This window comes from Singulisphaera rosea (assembly GCF_054877945.1).
This window is the reverse complement of the sequence record NZ_JBTYIP020000036.1, coordinates 1-14801: the sequence shown is the minus strand read 5'-3', so window position 1 is coordinate 14801 and position 14801 is coordinate 1. Positions and strand designations below refer to the sequence as shown.

The following is a 14801-nucleotide window of genomic DNA, read 5'->3' as shown; positions in this document are numbered from 1 at the left end:
CTTCTCGCCCTCGCCCGCCACCCCGGACCGAGCACCAATCCGCAGACAGAAAAACATCTGCGAACGCTCAAGGGATGTCGTCAAGGTCATCGGCCCCAATACGGCCGCCGGCAGGGATTTGTGTCGCCGTTTGCGAGAAAAACAATGCACGTGTGAATATTCGGACTCGGATGTCCGTCGGGCGGGTCTTTTGTTGATTCCCTGGGGTGACTCGCGAAAAAACCGAGACTCATCGCTGAAGACAACCGGGTCCTGCCCGATCGACCTGCTGGAGATTCACCACGAAGGCACCAAGGCACAAAGAAAACACGGAGGAATCCCGAGAGGGAGTTTCCTCCCGGGATCCTCCCTTTGTGACTCCGTGCCTTTGTGGTGTGGAGTGGCGGCAATGGGAAATGAGCGGGAGACTCGAGCTCGAAAGGTCAGCGCGGAACGCGAGTCGAGACGATGCGTCCGGGGCAGGTGAACGAGATCCCTTGCGTGCTCGCGATGCCGATCATGACCGCCTCGACGACGGGGTCGCTCACGGCGTTCTCCGCCGCCCAATCGACCAGGAAGCTGGCCGACGAGCCCCCGCTGGTGTCCCCCTCCTTGACGAAGTACTCGACGGAGGCGAGCGGGGCGATCCGCAACGGTTTCTTCAGGTAGTCTCGGACGGATCGCCCCTCCTGGTTGGAGTAGCGCACCGAGGAGATGACGATCGGGTGCTGCCGGTCGGTGTTGCGGATGCTGAGCGTGACCGCCAGGTTGAAAGGATGGGCGTCGTTCGCGGTGAAGATGTGGGAATAGGCCGGGACGTAGATCGTCTGCCCGGCGACCACCTTGTCGTTCGCGATCGCCTCGACCTCGACACCGCCGCGGCCCGGGGCGTCGGCCGCGCCCGCGCGGCCGGGGATCGAGGCATTCCCTCCCGAGCCACCGCAACCGCCCGACGAGGCCGAGAGGCCGAGGGCCGTGATGAGGAGCAAGCTGAGTCGCCGTCGTTGGCTCATGGTCGTGCGATCCTGGTTGGGGGAGAGGACGCTCCCTCGCCGCCCGCTCGGAGTGCCAACTCTCCCGTTGGGCCGCGAGGTCGGGTTGATCTCGATTTCGGGCGGGCGCGGGGCGGTCATCGGGGCGAAGCCTGGCGGCCGGGCGATGTAAGGGGGCCGCCATGTTGCTCGAGGATCGCCCGGGTGCCCCGGAACCCATCGGGTCGGATCTACAAATCGCCGGAGTAAGGGTAGCCGAAGATCAGGACGAGGTAGAGGCAGAGGGCGATGACCGTCGAGACCAACGCCGTCATGACGGCCTGGATCGCGAGGTGTTCGAGCCTGAAGACGTAAGTAAACGTGACGGTGATGACTCCGCCGACGATCAGCACGACCCATTCCAGGACGGGGACGCCGTGCTCGGCGGTGACCGTGCGGGTCCTCCGGCACTGCCAGAAGTCGCAGGTGGTGGTGACGGCGGCCGCGTAGATCGTCTTCTCGCTCTCGGTCGCGGGTTCGAAGTCGTAGACCTCGTCGATCAGCCGGAGGGCCGCCAGCCGGGCCTCGGAGGAGAAGCTGCCGCGATCCAGGAGCGGCCACTCGTCGTGGATCACGCGGTCGACGTACTCCGAAGCGATGGCCCGGATCCGCTGGTGTTTCTCGGCGGGGAACCGCTTGGTCAGGAGGATGATGTTCGCCAGTGAGTTCGACTCCCGCTCGGCTGTCTGCCTCGCTGTGTCGAACTTCGACATCGAGTCGACGACGACCAGGCCGAGGATCACCGCGTACATGGTCCCGACCACCGAGAGGAGGTAACCCCCGACGTCGTGGGTCGAGATGAGGTTGTCGACCTTGAGGATCTTACGGACCGCCAGGAGCCCGAGGATCGCCAGCACGTCGCTCCCCAGGACCAGGAAGAACCCCGAGAGATAAGAATCGATGACCATGAGACATGAGTTCTCTTTGTCGCTCGCCGAGGATTCGAGGGGTCGTGGTGGGCCGGACCCGACGCGTCGAGGGCCCGAGGCTCCGCTCAGGCCTTGAGCCAGCGGTCGAACCAGCCGAAGGCCTCGTCCTGCATCTTCAGGTCGAACTTGTGCGGGCCGGGGTAGAACGTGCATCGATATCGGTCCGTGGCGCCGGCCTTGGCGTAGACCTCCGCCAGAATCCGGTCGGCCCGTTGCATCTCGGACATCGTGAACAGGTCGTCTTCCTCGTCGTTCATGACCAGCGTCGGACTCGGGGCTCGCAGGCCGAGGATTTCGGGGTAGTCGAGGTCGAGGGGGAGGCCCGGGGTGTAGACCATCCAGGTATGAGTGAACGACTTGTTGAGGAGATAGTCTCGCCAGGTGGTCATCATCCCGACGCAGCAGGCGCAGGCGATCCGGTCGTCGGCCCCGCCGAGGTAGACCGTCCGCATACCTCCTCCGGAGAGGCCGCCGCAGCCGACGCGTTTCGGCTCGACGTCGGGGCGGGAACAGAGGTAGTCGAGCGCCCGACGATCCTCGGCGAGGAAGACGCCGGCCCAGGTCGTCCCCGCGCAGATCAGGCTCTTGGCCATGATCGTCTCGTGCTGCGAGGCGAACTTGTTGTAAGCCACGATCTCCGACTCCGACTCGGGGTTGACCTCCTTGAGGCCCCCCTTGATCGACGCCGGGAGGTCGGCCGGCCGGACGCGTCGGCTCGCGAAGGGGAAGGCGTCGTGGACGAGGACCGCGTAACCCCGCTTCGCCAGGGCGTTGGCCCAGCTCACGCCGCCGTAGTACTCGTCGCGGTGCCGGCGCATGATCGGGTGCAGGTCGTCGCTCATCTGGGCGATCTTGCGCGTCCCGAAGTATTTGTTGCCGCCGTGGTCGTGCAATGCGAGGACGGCCGGGAGGGGGCCATTCGCCCCTTTGGGCTTCAGGAAGAGGGCCTCGGTCGGGGGACCGTAAGGGAGTTGCCAGGTCAGGTGCTCGACGTGGAGGCCGTCGTAGTCGAGCGCGTGCTGGACCTCGGCGCGGGGGACCCCGCCGGCATCCGGGCTGACCAGGCACTCGGCCAGTCGTCCTCGCGCCGATCGTCTCCACGAGTCGAGGTCGTTGAACCGAGGGTTTCGAAACGAAAGCCTCGCCGGGCCGTCTCCCGCCAGCGAGGCCGCCCAGGGGCCGTAGGCCCCGATCATGTTCGGTTCCATCGCCGAAATCGCTCCCCGATCGTCTTGCCCGTCCCGATCCCGCCCTCGTCGCCGACGGCTCCCGCCAGCATATCCGCCACCCTGGCGAGGGGATAGCGAGAGGCTTCGCGAAATTCGGTCGGCGTTGACAGCCCCTCGTTCGCGACTCAGGGCCCGGACCTCTCCTCCCGAGACGAAGGCGCCTTCAACCCACCAGGATCGTTGTCTCGGCAAAATCGTCCGGAAGACGAGCCGTCGAGGATCAGGAGGCCAACCTCGGTTTATCAAAAAAATTCATGAGAGGCAGAAACCAACGGTGGCTAGATTTGTTATACTTAAGAGAGGTCGATGATTCTCCCTCGCTCGTATCTTCGAGAGGATGTCGATCGACGTCGAAAATGGTTGTTGAGTTGTCCAGAGAAGCCCGTTTCGGTTACCCCCCCCCTCATGCCCGCTCGGGACGCTCTCCCGTCTGTTTCCGCAAGGCCCTGAGTGCATCAACGTCGCGCGGCGGCGTTCGCGAGGTCGGAAGCGATCTTGCGGGAGTTTGCCTACAAAGGCTCCTGGATTGTCGATGGGTTCTGTCGCGCGAATGGCATCAGGATTCGGGGTTAGTCGGTGTGTAGGGCCCCGGAAGGGGTCGAGATCTCGCTTAATTTGGTCGATCCCCGGTGTTATTGAATTCCGAAACGAGGCGTGGAATTTGAGCTAGTCTTGGCAAGGAGGAGGGGCCACGCGAAGTGGGAGGACGATGGCTCGCGCCGACAGGCGGGCAGTCCGAGCTTTTGCGGGTCCCAAGTTGCCGACGGGATGGGCGCCGACTATGATTGTGAGTACGGCGCCGAGGTGGAGGATCCCGCTGGCGACGAGGGTTTCGGGGCGATGGCGCCCTGTGAAGTTGTAAGAATATTTTTGAACGTCAAGCTCGTCATTCGACCGCTAGGCTTCGTGCTGCTCGCCCCCTCTCGTGTTGGAGAGGGCGGGTTCGGCCGTCCTTCCCTGCGAATGACCCTTTCTCAAATAGGTTACGGGAACGAGGCCAAGGCGATGCCGCCCCGCTCAACGATCTTCCGCTGGGAAGTCCTCGAAGCTAACGCCCACCGCCCCGAGGTGCAGGAGCGCATCCGGGAGGAGATCCGCCGCGGTACGATCCGCGTGCGTCCGCTCCCCGACGGTGGGATCCAGATTATTCCGGTACGCTCGACCGAGGTTGACGACGATCGGGTCGGGGAGACTTTCTCCTCGCTGGCCTCGGCCTGAGCCCGAGCCCTTGGGGTCGCCAGGCGGCCCCTGAGCGGTTTCATCCCTCCCCCTCCCCGCAGATTTGGGGAGAGCGAACGACCCCGCGCTCGCCTCGCGAAGCGTCGCGGGTCCTCCGGACTACCACCTCTCCCTGCTCGGGTGGCGCGGGCTTCGGTGATACCGGGCTCGTCGTTTTGGATCGATCGGACGGTCCCGCGAAACCTTTTCGCGGAAGGTGACCTATCCTTCGGATGGGGATCGATGACCGATCGTTATTCCGTGATAGGACGCTTATGCTGACGAAAAAGGCCCAGTCGCCCGCGATGATGCCGGCGACGCCTCGAGAACGGTTGCTCCTCGTCGGCGATGACGCGACAACCCTCTATGCGCTCCGGTCGCTGTTCGAACGCCACGGGTGGGACGTTTCGGGGGCAAGGAGCGTCGCCGAGGCCGTCGCGATGCTGGACCCGAGCCCGGACTGGATCATCATCAACCTTCGCCTGAGCGACGGAGACGGTGGGGAGATCTTGCGGAAGGTGAGAGACCTCGGGCTCGACTCTCGGGTGGCGATCATTTGCGGGCCGATGGACCACGAGCGCGTCTCGGGGCTCCGCCCCTGGGAGCCGGATCTGGTGATCCCCAAGCCCATCGACGTCAATGCGCTCCTCAGGGCCTGCGCCGGGGGCCGCCTCGACCGACGTCCGACGAGCCGTCGTCCCTTGGTCGCGGAGCCGACCTCGGCGTGAGCCCTGGGCCCGGACCTTTCGGCCGGGCTATCTCCGGAGCCCTCGGCCGTCTTCGAGGTAGCGGTGGGTCGTCTCGACCCCCGGCTTCGAGATCGACACGAGCGGGTAGGGGAAGTAGGGCCAGTCCTCGGCGCTCGGGCGGCCGGGTCGATAGCCTCCCTCCAGCCATCGCCGGAACTGCGCCGGGGCGTGCTCCTGTTTCGTGGAGCGGAGCCATTCGGCGTAGTTGTCGAGATGGGCGGCCATCACGACGCCGTCGCCGGCCGGGACGTACAGGTAATAGACCGAGAACTGCCGACGAGCGTCCTCGAGCGTCGCGCCCGGCCGGAGCAGCTCGGTCATCGCCGAGACCAGGCCGGTCCGCTCGGCGCCCCACTGGCAGTGGACGAGCAGGGGGTATTCGCACGTGTCGAGGATCTGGAGCAGGGTCTTCGCCTGCTCCCTCGAAACCCAGAGGTCCGAGGCGAGGTGGACGTCGACCTGCGTGGCGCCCGCGTCGAGGGTCGCGGCCTTCTCGGCGACGTACCAGGGGTCGGGGTTAGAGCCTCGGAGGTTGAGGACGGTCTTGATCCGACGCTCGCGTATGGTCCTGGCGAGGGTGCCGGCCGACATCTGGGCCGAGCGGTAGATACGGCCGGTCGCGACCGTCCCGAAGTTCGACGTCCCGTAGCGGATCCCCGTGAACAGGGTCGCGGCGAGGGCCATCGCCAGGATCGGCCGGAGGATCCACTTCCGCAACCGGCGTGCTTGCATCGTCGAAATCCCTTCGGGAAAGGTGTTCGGCACGCCCGGCCTGGGCGTCGGCGAACGCCTCGATCAGCCGACGGTCGTCGAGGTCGGCCTGGGGTCGGGCCCAGGGCAGGCTCATCACTTCGTCCCAGGCCCGTTCGGCCGACCACCCTTGGTGCCGGATCCGATAGGCCGCGTGGACGAGGCTCGTGCGGTGGTGTCCGGCGACGCAGTGGAAGAAGACCGGCTGGCGTCGGGCGTCGGCCAGCAGGTCCGCGGCGTCGGCCATCTGCTCGAGCGTCGCGCGCGAGCCTCGCATCGGGACGATCACCCAATCGACGCCGGTGTCTCTCGCGACCCTCTCCTGGCCGACGAACTTCGGGTCGTCGCGGTTGATCGCCGTCAGCGTGACGATGGTCCGGATCTTCTCGCGGTCGATGATCCGGCGCAACGGACCGGGCCGTTGCCAGGCTCCTCGGACCAGGTGTCCGGGATCGATCACGGCGACCCGCTTCTCGACGAAGTCATCTCGGATCGCCGCGACGCCGAACCCCGTGCCAATCGACAGCGTCAGACCCAAGAAGGCGGACCACCGCCGACGCCGTGACATCCAACGTCTCGGGCCCGGGGCGATCGGCGCGTCGACGCTCCGGTCACTTGGCGGGTTCATTGGCGGCGGCCTTCTGGATGCCGGGGTCGTTCGCCTTCGCCGGAGGCACAGCCTTCTTCACGTCGGCGAGAAGCTTGTTGTGGTCGCAACGCGCCATCTCGTTGGGGTCGAGGTAGAACCGAGGCGTCGTCGACGATAACGCCGAGAACCCTGCCACGCCTCGAGGCCCTTCGGCCATCCTTCGCTTATAAATGATCCGGCTCTCCAGGATCGGGACCTGGTCCTTCTGCTGGAGCGAGACCTGGTGGTCGAGCTTCCCGAGCTTGATCATCTGGGTGAGCGCGTTCAGGGCCGGCTCGGTCTCGAACTCCGTCTTGCGACCGGTGTCGAGCACGCGCTGACCTTCGACGACCTCCTCCGCGCGGACGATTTCGTAGCCGTCGGGGAAATGCTGGGCCATCAGGTCCTGGGCTTGCTTCCGGAAATCCTTCTTGCCGTACGGGCTGTTGCGGGGGATGCCGATGACCCCGAACTCCCCGTCCTGGTAGACGTAACGTGCTTCGGGCTGGCTCGCGCAACCGGCCGCCGCCAGCCAGAGTGTCGAGAAGATCGCCGTCCGGAGAGTCGTGGTACGCATACTCCCCACCATCCACCTCGGCGCGCCTCGCGCGATAATCCGATCACACCCCCGGGGCTCGAGGGCCGATTCGCCTTCAGGCCCGGCACTGCTCGGTTGAGAGCCGAATGTCGGGCCTCAAGGACCCGAAGCACCGAACGCCGCCCGCCAAAGACTTTCGGCCAACCATCAGCCGGCGTCTTGGCCGTACGTCCCGGACCATTCTCGACGCGAGGGCAGGGTGGGGTCTCACGGTGGTCGCAGGATCGAGACCCGGGACCAGGGTCGATCGAGGAACGGCCCACCTTTTACGAGGAAAGCCCCCGATCGTCAAGGACAACCGACGCGATCCCATCGAAGCCATTCGTTGAAGGGCGGGAGAGGTGTCGCTAAAATCAAGAATTGAAAGTCCGGCCGGTACGACGGACGCCTCGAGTGGCTCGTCGAACCCGGCCCGACCGTGGCGCGTTTCCTCAGGGGCGTCCATTCTCGTCGGGGGGCGGGAGAACCATGAGTCGGCCTCACCTGATCGCTCGGCTGGCCCTGGCGGTGTTCGCGGGCGTGTTGGTCCCGGGGCGTCCTTCGACGGCCAAAGACCTCCCCGTGGGCGTCTTGCGAGACTGGATCTTCTACAACGACGCGGGCTGGCGCGCCTTCGATCGCGGCGATCTCGCCCTCGCCGAGAACCGATTCCACTCGGCCATCCGCGTGATGAAGCCCTACGAGGCGGACGACAAGCGGCTCCTGGCCCGGAGCTACGTGGACCTCGCGCGGGTCCTCTACGAGGAGAATCGCTTCGCCGAAGCCGAGCCCCTGGCCGCCTGGGCCCTGAGCGTCCGTGAGGCCCATCCCAGGGTCAAGCCGGAGGGGGTCTTCCAGAGCCTCTACCTCCTCGCCCAGATCGACCGCGCCCAGCGGAAGTACGAGAAGGCGGAGGCGCTCCTGGTGCGGGCCCTCGCCCTCCAGGAGAGGATCCAGGGACGCGATCACGCCGACTCGGCCTTGCCCCTCGACGTCCTCGCGGGGATCTACACCGAGCGCGGGAAGTTCGCTGAGGCGGACACGCTCTACAAACGCGAGATCGTCCTCCTCGAGCGGTCGCTCCCGGCCGGCCACGCCGACATCGCCGAGGCCTCCGAGCACTACGCCGCCATGCTCCGACGCGCCAACCGCATCCCCGAGGCCGAAACGCTCGAGGCCCGCGCCAAGGAAATCCGCACCACGATCGCCGAAGCGCAACGGGCCGCCCGCGCCAAAGCCAACACCTCGAACTCGGGCTTCAAAGGATTTCGCTGAGTCGGTCCGCCCACCTGCCAGCAGGGGCATGCGATCGCGAAGCCTCGATTGCAAGGGTGAGGTGCGCGCGCTTAACATGCGTCTCGCGCGAATCCGATCCACGTATCGTACAGCCGGCACGGGGTTGATCCCCGAGACGGAATGCCGGCTTCCCCCTCCGTCTGTTGAAAGGAATTCTGTTGAGTCGAAACGTTGTCGGTTCTGCCAAGCTACGTAGGCTTGTAAGCTTCGTCGTGCTTTTGCTATCGCTCGGATGGACGTCCCTCTCAACGGCACAGACCCCCAAGGCGAAGCCCGTCACCCAGCCGAGTTCGTCCCTGACCCAACTCATCCCCGCCGAGAAGCTCGCCGTTTACCTGGAGTTTCAGGGCTTCGCCGCCCGCGACCAGGCCTGGCGACGGTCCGCCCTTTACAAGATCCTCAACCAGACGACGCTCGGTGAACTCTTCGAGGATCTCGCGACCCAGGCCTTCCAGGCAATCTCAAGGGTCGGAGATGAGGCCAGGCCCGCCATTAAGATCAGTTTCTCGCTCCTGAACAAGGTGCTTCGCCAGGGTTTCGTGCTCGCGATGAATATCGTTTCGGAGGAAGAATTTCACACGCTTTTTGCAATCCGAGGAGAGGCTCGGACGGGAATTCGCGAGGATCTTGATGGGCTCTTCGAAGCCTCGTATCGCGACGACGGGGGCGTGAAGACAATCCAGAAGTCGGGCCGGACGATCAAGGTCGGCGGCAAACCCAGGGATGGCCAGGTATGCTGGGATGAAAAGGGTGACTATGTTTTCTGTAGGATCAAGAGCCTTGACTATTATCTGAAAGCGATCGACGCCAAGGTTCCCAGCGCTAAGGATCATCCGCTTCGTACTGACTTGGCGAAGTCTTCGACGGCCTTCGAGCCTTTGGTGATCGGTTTTTTCGACTTGACCGCGATGCCGCCCGTGCCGAAGTCGGCGGCCGACCTTGGCCTGGCGGGCCTCAAGAGGATTGACCTTCGCGTCGGATTCCAGGCAGATGCCCTCATGAGCGTCGTCCGGGTCGTCGCCCCGGCGCCGAGGAAGGGTCTCCTGGCACTCGTCGATCAGCCGACGTTCGACCTGGCGACGCTCCCCCCTCTGCCGTCGGGCATCACCGGCTTCTCGGTCCTGTCCGTCGACATGCCCAGGACCTATGATCGGATCATCACGCTTGTGAAATCGGCAGGGCCCGAACAGGCGTCGAAGGTCGACGCCTGGGAGAAATCCTCGCGAAGCGCCCTCGGTTTCGACCTCCGTAAAGACCTCCTCGCCTCCCTCGGGCCGAAGCTGGCCTCCTACTCTCGCCCGTCGTCGGGGAGGGCCGTCCAGCCGTACCCGCTCCTGGAGGCCGAGATCACGGCCCAGGTGAGGGATCAAGCGGCCGTCGGCAAGGTCGTCGGCCTCCTGACGGACACCTTGAATCGCCGGATCAGCGCGCCTCCCCCAGATCCGAACGCGTCACGCTTCCCCGCGGAATCCCTCCCCCGATTTCGCAAGATCGAAGGCCTGCGTCCGGCCTACACCCTGGTCATGCACCCGCGAGTCCTCGTCGGCCCGTTCGCGGATCTGTCGCCAAGCGTGCTCGTCGGCAAGGACGAACTGGTCATCGCGGCTCGCACAGCTCTGGCCGAGCAGGCCCTGGCATTGGCGGGGCGCGAGTCGGGGCGTTGGGCCCCCAATGGTCCTTTCGTGGCCATGGCCAAGCAGATTCCCAAGGGGCTGATCTTCCTGAAGGTGAACGATCTGCGAGAGACCCTCCCGACCCAGGTTGCGAGCATCCCCGCCATGCTCAAGGTGATCAACCCGTTGATTCAGCGAGAGGCTGCGAAGGGCAATCCCGCCGGTGGCGTGCCGGCCGGTCCGGGATTCTCGATCCAGGTGTCACCCGATCTGATGCCGACCCCCCAGGAGCTCCAGAAGTTCCTCTTCCCCGGTTCGTTCTCCATCACGACCGATCCCCAGGGAGTCCGTTTCGTCGCGCGCGAGTCTTTCCCGAGTACCCTCGCCCCCCAGTCGGCCAGTCTTCTGGTCGGATTGTTCCTCCCCGCCGTGCAGGCGGCACGCGAAGCCGCGAAACGGACCAGTTGTCTCAACAATCTCAGAGAGATCGGCCGGGCACTCCACAAGTACGAGTCGGCCCATGGTGCCTTACCCCCCGCCGCCATCGCCGATAAGCAGGGCAAGCCGCTCCTGAGTTGGAGGGTTGAGCTGCTCCCCTTCCTGGGGGAAAAGGAGCTCTACGATCAATTCAAGCGTGACGAGCCCTGGGACAGTCCCCACAACCGAACGCTCCTCTTATCGAGGCCGAAAGTCTTCGCGTGTTTGGGGAACTCGTCCCGCGCCAGGACCGAGACGACTTATCGCGCGTTCGTCGGCAACGGTGCGTTCTGGAATGCGACGAGCGAGAATCCACTCCGAGCAATTACCGACGGGACGTCGACCACGATCGCCGTGGTCGAGGCGAGTGAGGCCGTCCCCTGGACCAAGCCGGAGGACCTGACATTCGAACCGAAGCGGGCGGAGGGTCTGCTCGGCGCCGGGTCGTTCCATCCAGGCGGATTCAACGCACTGTTCGGAGACGGCTCGGTGAGATTCCTCAAACTCTCGACCGCACCGGAGATCTTCCGGAACCTGATCACCCGAGCCGGGGGCGAGGTGATCGCTCCCGACTCATTCTGACGGCCGAGCTCGGGCGGGGACGGGCCTCGGCTCGTCCCCACCCGGGAGCATCCTCTCGGGCCGCTTCGGTTTCCGAGTCTTCGGCTTCGGCGGCTCATAAGGCTGGCCGGCGATACAGCGTCGGCCCGGGTAGGCGGCGAGGGCCTGCGGGCGGTTGAATCGCAGGCACTTGCCATAAAACGTGTCGATGAATTGGCCCCACTCGGGGTCGTGGAAGGCGATCGCCTCGATCGTGTCCTCCCAACTCAGGCAACGGACCTCGACCCGCTTGAGAGTCGGCTCGAACCATTCGTCGAGCCACTCGTCGCGCTCGCCGTCGTATTCTTCGACGCGTCGGCGGACCTTGCGCCGAATCGAGTCGATGGCGGTGTCCCAGGCGAAGACCCCGTCGTCGATCCTCGCTTGCGGGGCCAGGACGAGGAAGGCGAGGTCGTCCATCAACTCCGGGACTCGCTCGGCGCGGCGGAGGACCTCGGCGATGCAGGCGACGGTCCGCGCGGCCTGGTCGTAAAAGGTCGCGTTCTTGACCCCCGGCGAGAACCGGTTGAAGAGCTTCGCCTCGAGGACGACGAACTGCCGGGCATCCCTCGCGAGCGCCAGGCCGGCCGTGCCGGGGTCGCCGATCGTGAAATGGCCGATGACGCCGTCCGCGTGCGTCCTCGACTCCGCGAGCTTGTCGCCCCGGTGCCTCGGGAGGAACGCCGAGGGGAGCCAGGCCTCCGAGAACCAGCGGGCCTTCTCCAGGGGAGACAGCGGATACCGGTCGCCGCCGTGGTGGGCGAACCAGTCGATCACGACACGGAGCAGCCAGTTCTCGCTGAAGAGGACCGTGGGAGGGAAGCTCGGCTGCCCCGCCTCGCACGCCTCGAGCATGCTCTTGATGCGTTCCGTGATCATTCGGCTCCGCCCCGAATCCAACCCGATCGACGACCGCCCGGCATTCCCGCGCCGGGTCGGGACCCATTCTCCTTCTCCCCGTTCGGCACGCGATCGCGAGGCTCGCACGCCCGACGGAGTTGAGAAACGAGGCCCCCGAAGGTCTGGTCGTCGTCCTTGACCGTTCCCTATCTTACTCGCTCATCGAGAGTTGGGGAACTGTGGACATCCGTGCAAATCTCGCGGGCAACGTCGGAAATCGTCGCAGGCCCCGTCTAGGCTAACCGCGGCCGAAGTGCGAGACTGGAACAAGGTTCGCATGGTCGAACCCGAGTTCGACCAAGGTGAGGTCGTGGCAGGGCAGGGTGGTTGGGGAGGGCAGAGATGGGGATCAAGCTGCTCGGGGTTGGGGGGAGCATGAGGGCCGGGTCGCACAGCACCCGGATGATCGCCCTCGGCCTGGAGCGAGCCCGCGAACTCGGGGCGGAGACGCGGTTCATCGACCTTCGCGAGCTCGACCTGCCGATGTTCCGGCCCAAGCTCGACCCGATTCCCGAGGTCGTCCGCTCCGTCGCTCGGGAGGTCGCCTGGGCCGACGCCTACTTGATCGGCTCCCCCGACTACCACGGCTCGATGTCCGGGGCAATCAAGAACTTCCTCGACTACCACTGGAAAGAATTCGCCGGCAAGCTCTTCGGCCACGTCTGCGCATCGCACGAGAAGGGCCTGACCGCCATGGACCAGATGCGGACGGCCGTCCGCCAATGCTACGGCTGGAGCCTCCCCTACGGCCTCGCCCTCCACCCCGACCAGGACATCGACCATGCCGGCGAGTTCTCCCCGAAGCTCCGCCACCGCCTGGACATGCTCGTCCGCGACCTCCTCGCCTACGGCACCCTGATCCGCGGCCAGTTCGACCACGACCTCGCCGAGAAGACCGCCGACACCTTCGCGGCCCACTATCGGCGGTGAGGGGGAAAAGGGGGAGAATCGATCAACAGATGACGCAGATAAACGCAGATAAAATTAGAAAATTCAAAATAATTTGAAAATCTTTTCCCCTTTCCTATCTGCGATCCTCTGCGTCATCTGTTGATCGATTCTCCCCCTGTCCTCCTCCCCCAACCGGCTTGCGGTAGGGTGGTGTTTGAGCTATGCTTGACGACTCTCCCGCCGAAGAATCGTGACATCCTGCCGCCCGCCGTCTTTCCCGTCGAGGTCATGATGAGGACACCAACCCACCCGACCGGAATCATCCGCCGCGAGTTCCTCCAGGTGGGGTTCTCGGGGTTCTTCGGCATGGGGCTCCAGGGGTTGCTGGCGGGCCGAAGCCTCGCGAGTCCGGCTGTGGGTGCCGTGCGCAGGACGGGCCGGGCGAAGTCGATGATCGTGGTCTTCCTGACCGGGGGCCTCAGTCACCTCGACTCGTTCGACATGAAGCCCGACGCGCCCGAGGGGATCCGGGGCGAGTTCCGGCCGATCGCCACGAACGTCCCCGGCATCCAATACTGCGAGCACCTGCCCGGCCTCGCGGCCAGGGCGGACAAATTGGCGGTCGTCCGGTCGTTGTCCCACCAGCACACGAACCACCTGAATGGGACGCACCAGGTCCTCACCGGCCACCCTCAGCCGGGCGCGTTCTTCGACAAGATCGCCTCGAGGGACGACTACCCCTGCTACGCCTCGGTCCTGGACAAGGTCCGCCCGACGGCTGACGGCGTCCCGAGCGGCGTCACGCTCCCGACGTTCCTGATGGAAGGCCCGCTCGTCTGGCCGGGCCAGCACTCGGGATTCCTCGGCCCGAAGCACGACCCCTGGCTGATCCGCCAGGACCCGAACCGCCCCGACTTCCACGTCGACGACCTGTCCCTCCCCGCCGGGCTCGACGCCGAACGCGTCCGGCGTCGCCGGGCCCTCTTCGACGATCTCGGCGCCCAGCTAGCGACCTCGGGGGATCGGCCGCAGAAAGACCCGTTCGAGGATCAGAAGGAGCTGGCCTACTCGCTCCTCTCCTCGGGCAAGGTCTCTCACGCCTTCGACATGGGCCGCGAAGACCCCCGCACTCGCGACCGCTACGGCCGTCACGCGTTCGGCCAGTCGCTCCTGTTGGCGCGTCGGCTGGTCCAGGCGGGCGTGCCGATCGTCCAGGTGAACATGGGAAAAGTCCAGACCTGGGACACGCACTCGGGCAACTTCCGCTCCCTCAAAGATCGACTCCTGCCGCCGACCGACCGCGGCGTCTCGGCCTTGCTCGACGACCTCCAGGCTACGGGCCTGCTCGACGAGACGCTCGTGGTCGTCATGGGCGAGTTCGGGCGGACCCCCCGGATCGGCCGGAGCACGGGCAACATCAACTCTCCCGACGGCCGTGACCACTGGTCCTCATGCTTCTCCGCCGCCTTCGCCGGCGCGGGGGTCCGAGGCGGCCAGGTCATCGGCCAGTCCGACAAGATGGGCGCCTATCCCGCCAGCCGCCCCTTCACCCCCGGCGACCTCGCCGCCACGATCTATCACTCCCTGGGCATCGACCCCGAAACCGAACTCCACGACCGCCTGGCTCGGCCCATCCAACTCTGCACCGGACAGCCGATTTCCGCCCTCTTCTCAGGGGCCTCGGCCTGATAGCCAGAGATTTTGGACGGGGACGATTGAGCCACGGAGTGAACACGGATGAGACAAAGAGGGAGATTTTTATCAACAGATGGCGCAGATGAACGCAGATAAGAATTGAAAATTTTCATAGGAGTTACGCAGTTAGTGCTATTCTGATCACTTTGTTGGTTTGTTCATCGCCCCTACGATGAGAGGTATGAACACACCGCGCTGCACCGATGAGTCCTACATCGACTTCCTTATCGCCTCCCAGG

At 65.3% G+C, this 14801-nt stretch carries 13 protein-coding genes; 6 read left to right on the top strand and 7 right to left on the bottom strand.

What is annotated here, in order from left to right:
• Positions 1-422: 422 nt before the first annotated feature.
• The 3 genes from ACYOEI_RS36005 to ACYOEI_RS35995 form a co-directional block, all read right to left on the bottom strand.
• The gene (locus tag ACYOEI_RS36005) at positions 423-992 is read right to left on the bottom strand and encodes a DUF3124 domain-containing protein (protein ID WP_462855165.1); all 570 of its coding nucleotides are present in this window, start codon (positions 990-992) and stop codon (positions 423-425) included.
• Positions 993-1201: 209 nt separating this feature from the next.
• The gene (locus tag ACYOEI_RS36000; RefSeq protein WP_462855163.1) at positions 1202-1918 is read right to left on the bottom strand and encodes a bestrophin-like domain; all 717 of its coding nucleotides are present in this window, start codon (positions 1916-1918) and stop codon (positions 1202-1204) included.
• A gap of 86 nt (positions 1919-2004) precedes the next feature.
• A complete protein-coding gene (locus tag ACYOEI_RS35995; protein WP_462855161.1) occupies positions 2005-3147 on the bottom strand; it encodes an alpha/beta hydrolase family protein in 1143 nt (380 codons plus the stop codon).
• A 1026-nt stretch (positions 3148-4173) separates the two neighbouring features.
• Between ACYOEI_RS35995 and ACYOEI_RS35990 the strand changes: the two genes are divergently transcribed.
• Entirely contained in the window at positions 4174-4386 is a 213-nt protein-coding gene (locus ACYOEI_RS35990) for a hypothetical protein (RefSeq protein ID WP_462855160.1), read from the top strand.
• A gap of 275 nt (positions 4387-4661) precedes the next feature.
• Positions 4662-5114 (top strand): response regulator, encoded by a 453-nt coding sequence (locus tag ACYOEI_RS35985; RefSeq protein WP_462855158.1) that lies wholly within the window; start codon positions 4662-4664, stop codon positions 5112-5114.
• A 27-nt stretch (positions 5115-5141) separates the two neighbouring features.
• Here ACYOEI_RS35985 and ACYOEI_RS35980 read toward each other — a convergent pair whose 3' ends face one another.
• The 3 genes from ACYOEI_RS35980 to ACYOEI_RS35970 are packed head-to-tail and all read right to left on the bottom strand — an operon-like array spanning position 5142 to position 7090.
• Entirely contained in the window at positions 5142-5726 is a 585-nt protein-coding gene (locus ACYOEI_RS35980; RefSeq protein ID WP_462855156.1) for a protein-tyrosine phosphatase family protein, read from the bottom strand.
• On the bottom strand, positions 5653-6453 hold the full coding sequence (locus ACYOEI_RS35975) for a fused DSP-PTPase phosphatase/NAD kinase-like protein (protein ID WP_462855155.1): 801 nt from the start codon (positions 6451-6453) through the stop codon (positions 5653-5655). Before ACYOEI_RS35975 ends, ACYOEI_RS35980 begins: the two co-directional genes overlap by 74 nt.
• A 43-nt stretch (positions 6454-6496) precedes the next feature.
• Positions 6497-7090, bottom strand: coding sequence for a hypothetical protein (locus tag ACYOEI_RS35970; protein WP_462855154.1), 594 nt, complete (start codon positions 7088-7090; stop codon positions 6497-6499).
• 489 nt (positions 7091-7579) lie between these two features.
• Here ACYOEI_RS35970 and ACYOEI_RS35965 point away from each other — a divergent pair, with 489 nt between their 5' ends.
• Together ACYOEI_RS35965 and ACYOEI_RS35960 are read left to right on the top strand one after the other, a co-directional pair.
• A complete protein-coding gene (locus ACYOEI_RS35965) occupies positions 7580-8365 on the top strand; it encodes a tetratricopeptide repeat protein (protein WP_462855153.1) in 786 nt (261 codons plus the stop codon).
• Between the two features lie 179 nt (positions 8366-8544).
• Positions 8545-11058 (top strand): DUF1559 domain-containing protein, encoded by a 2514-nt coding sequence (locus tag ACYOEI_RS35960; RefSeq protein ID WP_462855152.1) that lies wholly within the window; start codon positions 8545-8547, stop codon positions 11056-11058.
• Here the strand turns inward: ACYOEI_RS35960 and ACYOEI_RS35955 are convergent.
• A complete protein-coding gene (locus ACYOEI_RS35955) occupies positions 11050-11955 on the bottom strand; it encodes a hypothetical protein (protein WP_462855150.1) in 906 nt (301 codons plus the stop codon). The two genes, ACYOEI_RS35960 and ACYOEI_RS35955, sit on opposite strands and share 9 nt — an antisense overlap.
• A 363-nt stretch (positions 11956-12318) precedes the next feature.
• On the opposite strand from ACYOEI_RS35955, the gene ACYOEI_RS35950 reads away from it, so the two are divergent.
• Together ACYOEI_RS35950 and ACYOEI_RS35945 are read left to right on the top strand one after the other, a co-directional pair.
• Positions 12319-12906 carry an NADPH-dependent FMN reductase gene (locus ACYOEI_RS35950; protein ID WP_462855149.1) on the top strand — a complete coding sequence of 196 codons (588 nt, stop codon included), beginning with the start codon at positions 12319-12321 and terminating at the stop codon, positions 12904-12906.
• Positions 12907-13155: 249 nt separating this feature from the next.
• Positions 13156-14556, top strand: a complete 1401-nt coding sequence (locus ACYOEI_RS35945; protein ID WP_462855242.1) for a DUF1501 domain-containing protein — start codon at positions 13156-13158, stop codon at positions 14554-14556.
• The last annotated feature ends 245 nt before the right edge of the window (positions 14557-14801 follow it).

Excerpts from the sequence above, each read along its gene's own strand:
- ACYOEI_RS36005 (WP_462855165.1), bottom strand. The coding sequence starts at position 992 with ATGAGCCAACGACGGCGACTCAGCTTGCTCCTCATCACGGCCCTCGGC.
- ACYOEI_RS36000 (WP_462855163.1), bottom strand. The coding sequence starts at position 1,918 with ATGGTCATCGATTCTTATCTCTCGGGGTTCTTCCTGGTCCTGGGGAGC.
- ACYOEI_RS35995 (WP_462855161.1), bottom strand. The coding sequence starts at position 3,147 with ATGGAACCGAACATGATCGGGGCCTACGGCCCCTGGGCGGCCTCGCTG.
- ACYOEI_RS35990 (WP_462855160.1), top strand. The coding sequence starts at position 4,174 with ATGCCGCCCCGCTCAACGATCTTCCGCTGGGAAGTCCTCGAAGCTAAC.
- ACYOEI_RS35985 (WP_462855158.1), top strand. The coding sequence starts at position 4,662 with ATGCTGACGAAAAAGGCCCAGTCGCCCGCGATGATGCCGGCGACGCCT.
- ACYOEI_RS35980 (WP_462855156.1), bottom strand. The coding sequence starts at position 5,726 with ATGTCGGCCGGCACCCTCGCCAGGACCATACGCGAGCGTCGGATCAAG.
- ACYOEI_RS35975 (WP_462855155.1), bottom strand. The coding sequence starts at position 6,453 with ATGTCACGGCGTCGGCGGTGGTCCGCCTTCTTGGGTCTGACGCTGTCG.
- ACYOEI_RS35970 (WP_462855154.1), bottom strand. The coding sequence starts at position 7,090 with ATGCGTACCACGACTCTCCGGACGGCGATCTTCTCGACACTCTGGCTG.
- ACYOEI_RS35965 (WP_462855153.1), top strand. The coding sequence starts at position 7,580 with ATGAGTCGGCCTCACCTGATCGCTCGGCTGGCCCTGGCGGTGTTCGCG.
- ACYOEI_RS35955 (WP_462855150.1), bottom strand. The coding sequence starts at position 11,955 with ATGATCACGGAACGCATCAAGAGCATGCTCGAGGCGTGCGAGGCGGGG.
- ACYOEI_RS35950 (WP_462855149.1), top strand. The coding sequence starts at position 12,319 with ATGGGGATCAAGCTGCTCGGGGTTGGGGGGAGCATGAGGGCCGGGTCG.
- ACYOEI_RS35945 (WP_462855242.1), top strand. The coding sequence starts at position 13,156 with ATGATGAGGACACCAACCCACCCGACCGGAATCATCCGCCGCGAGTTC.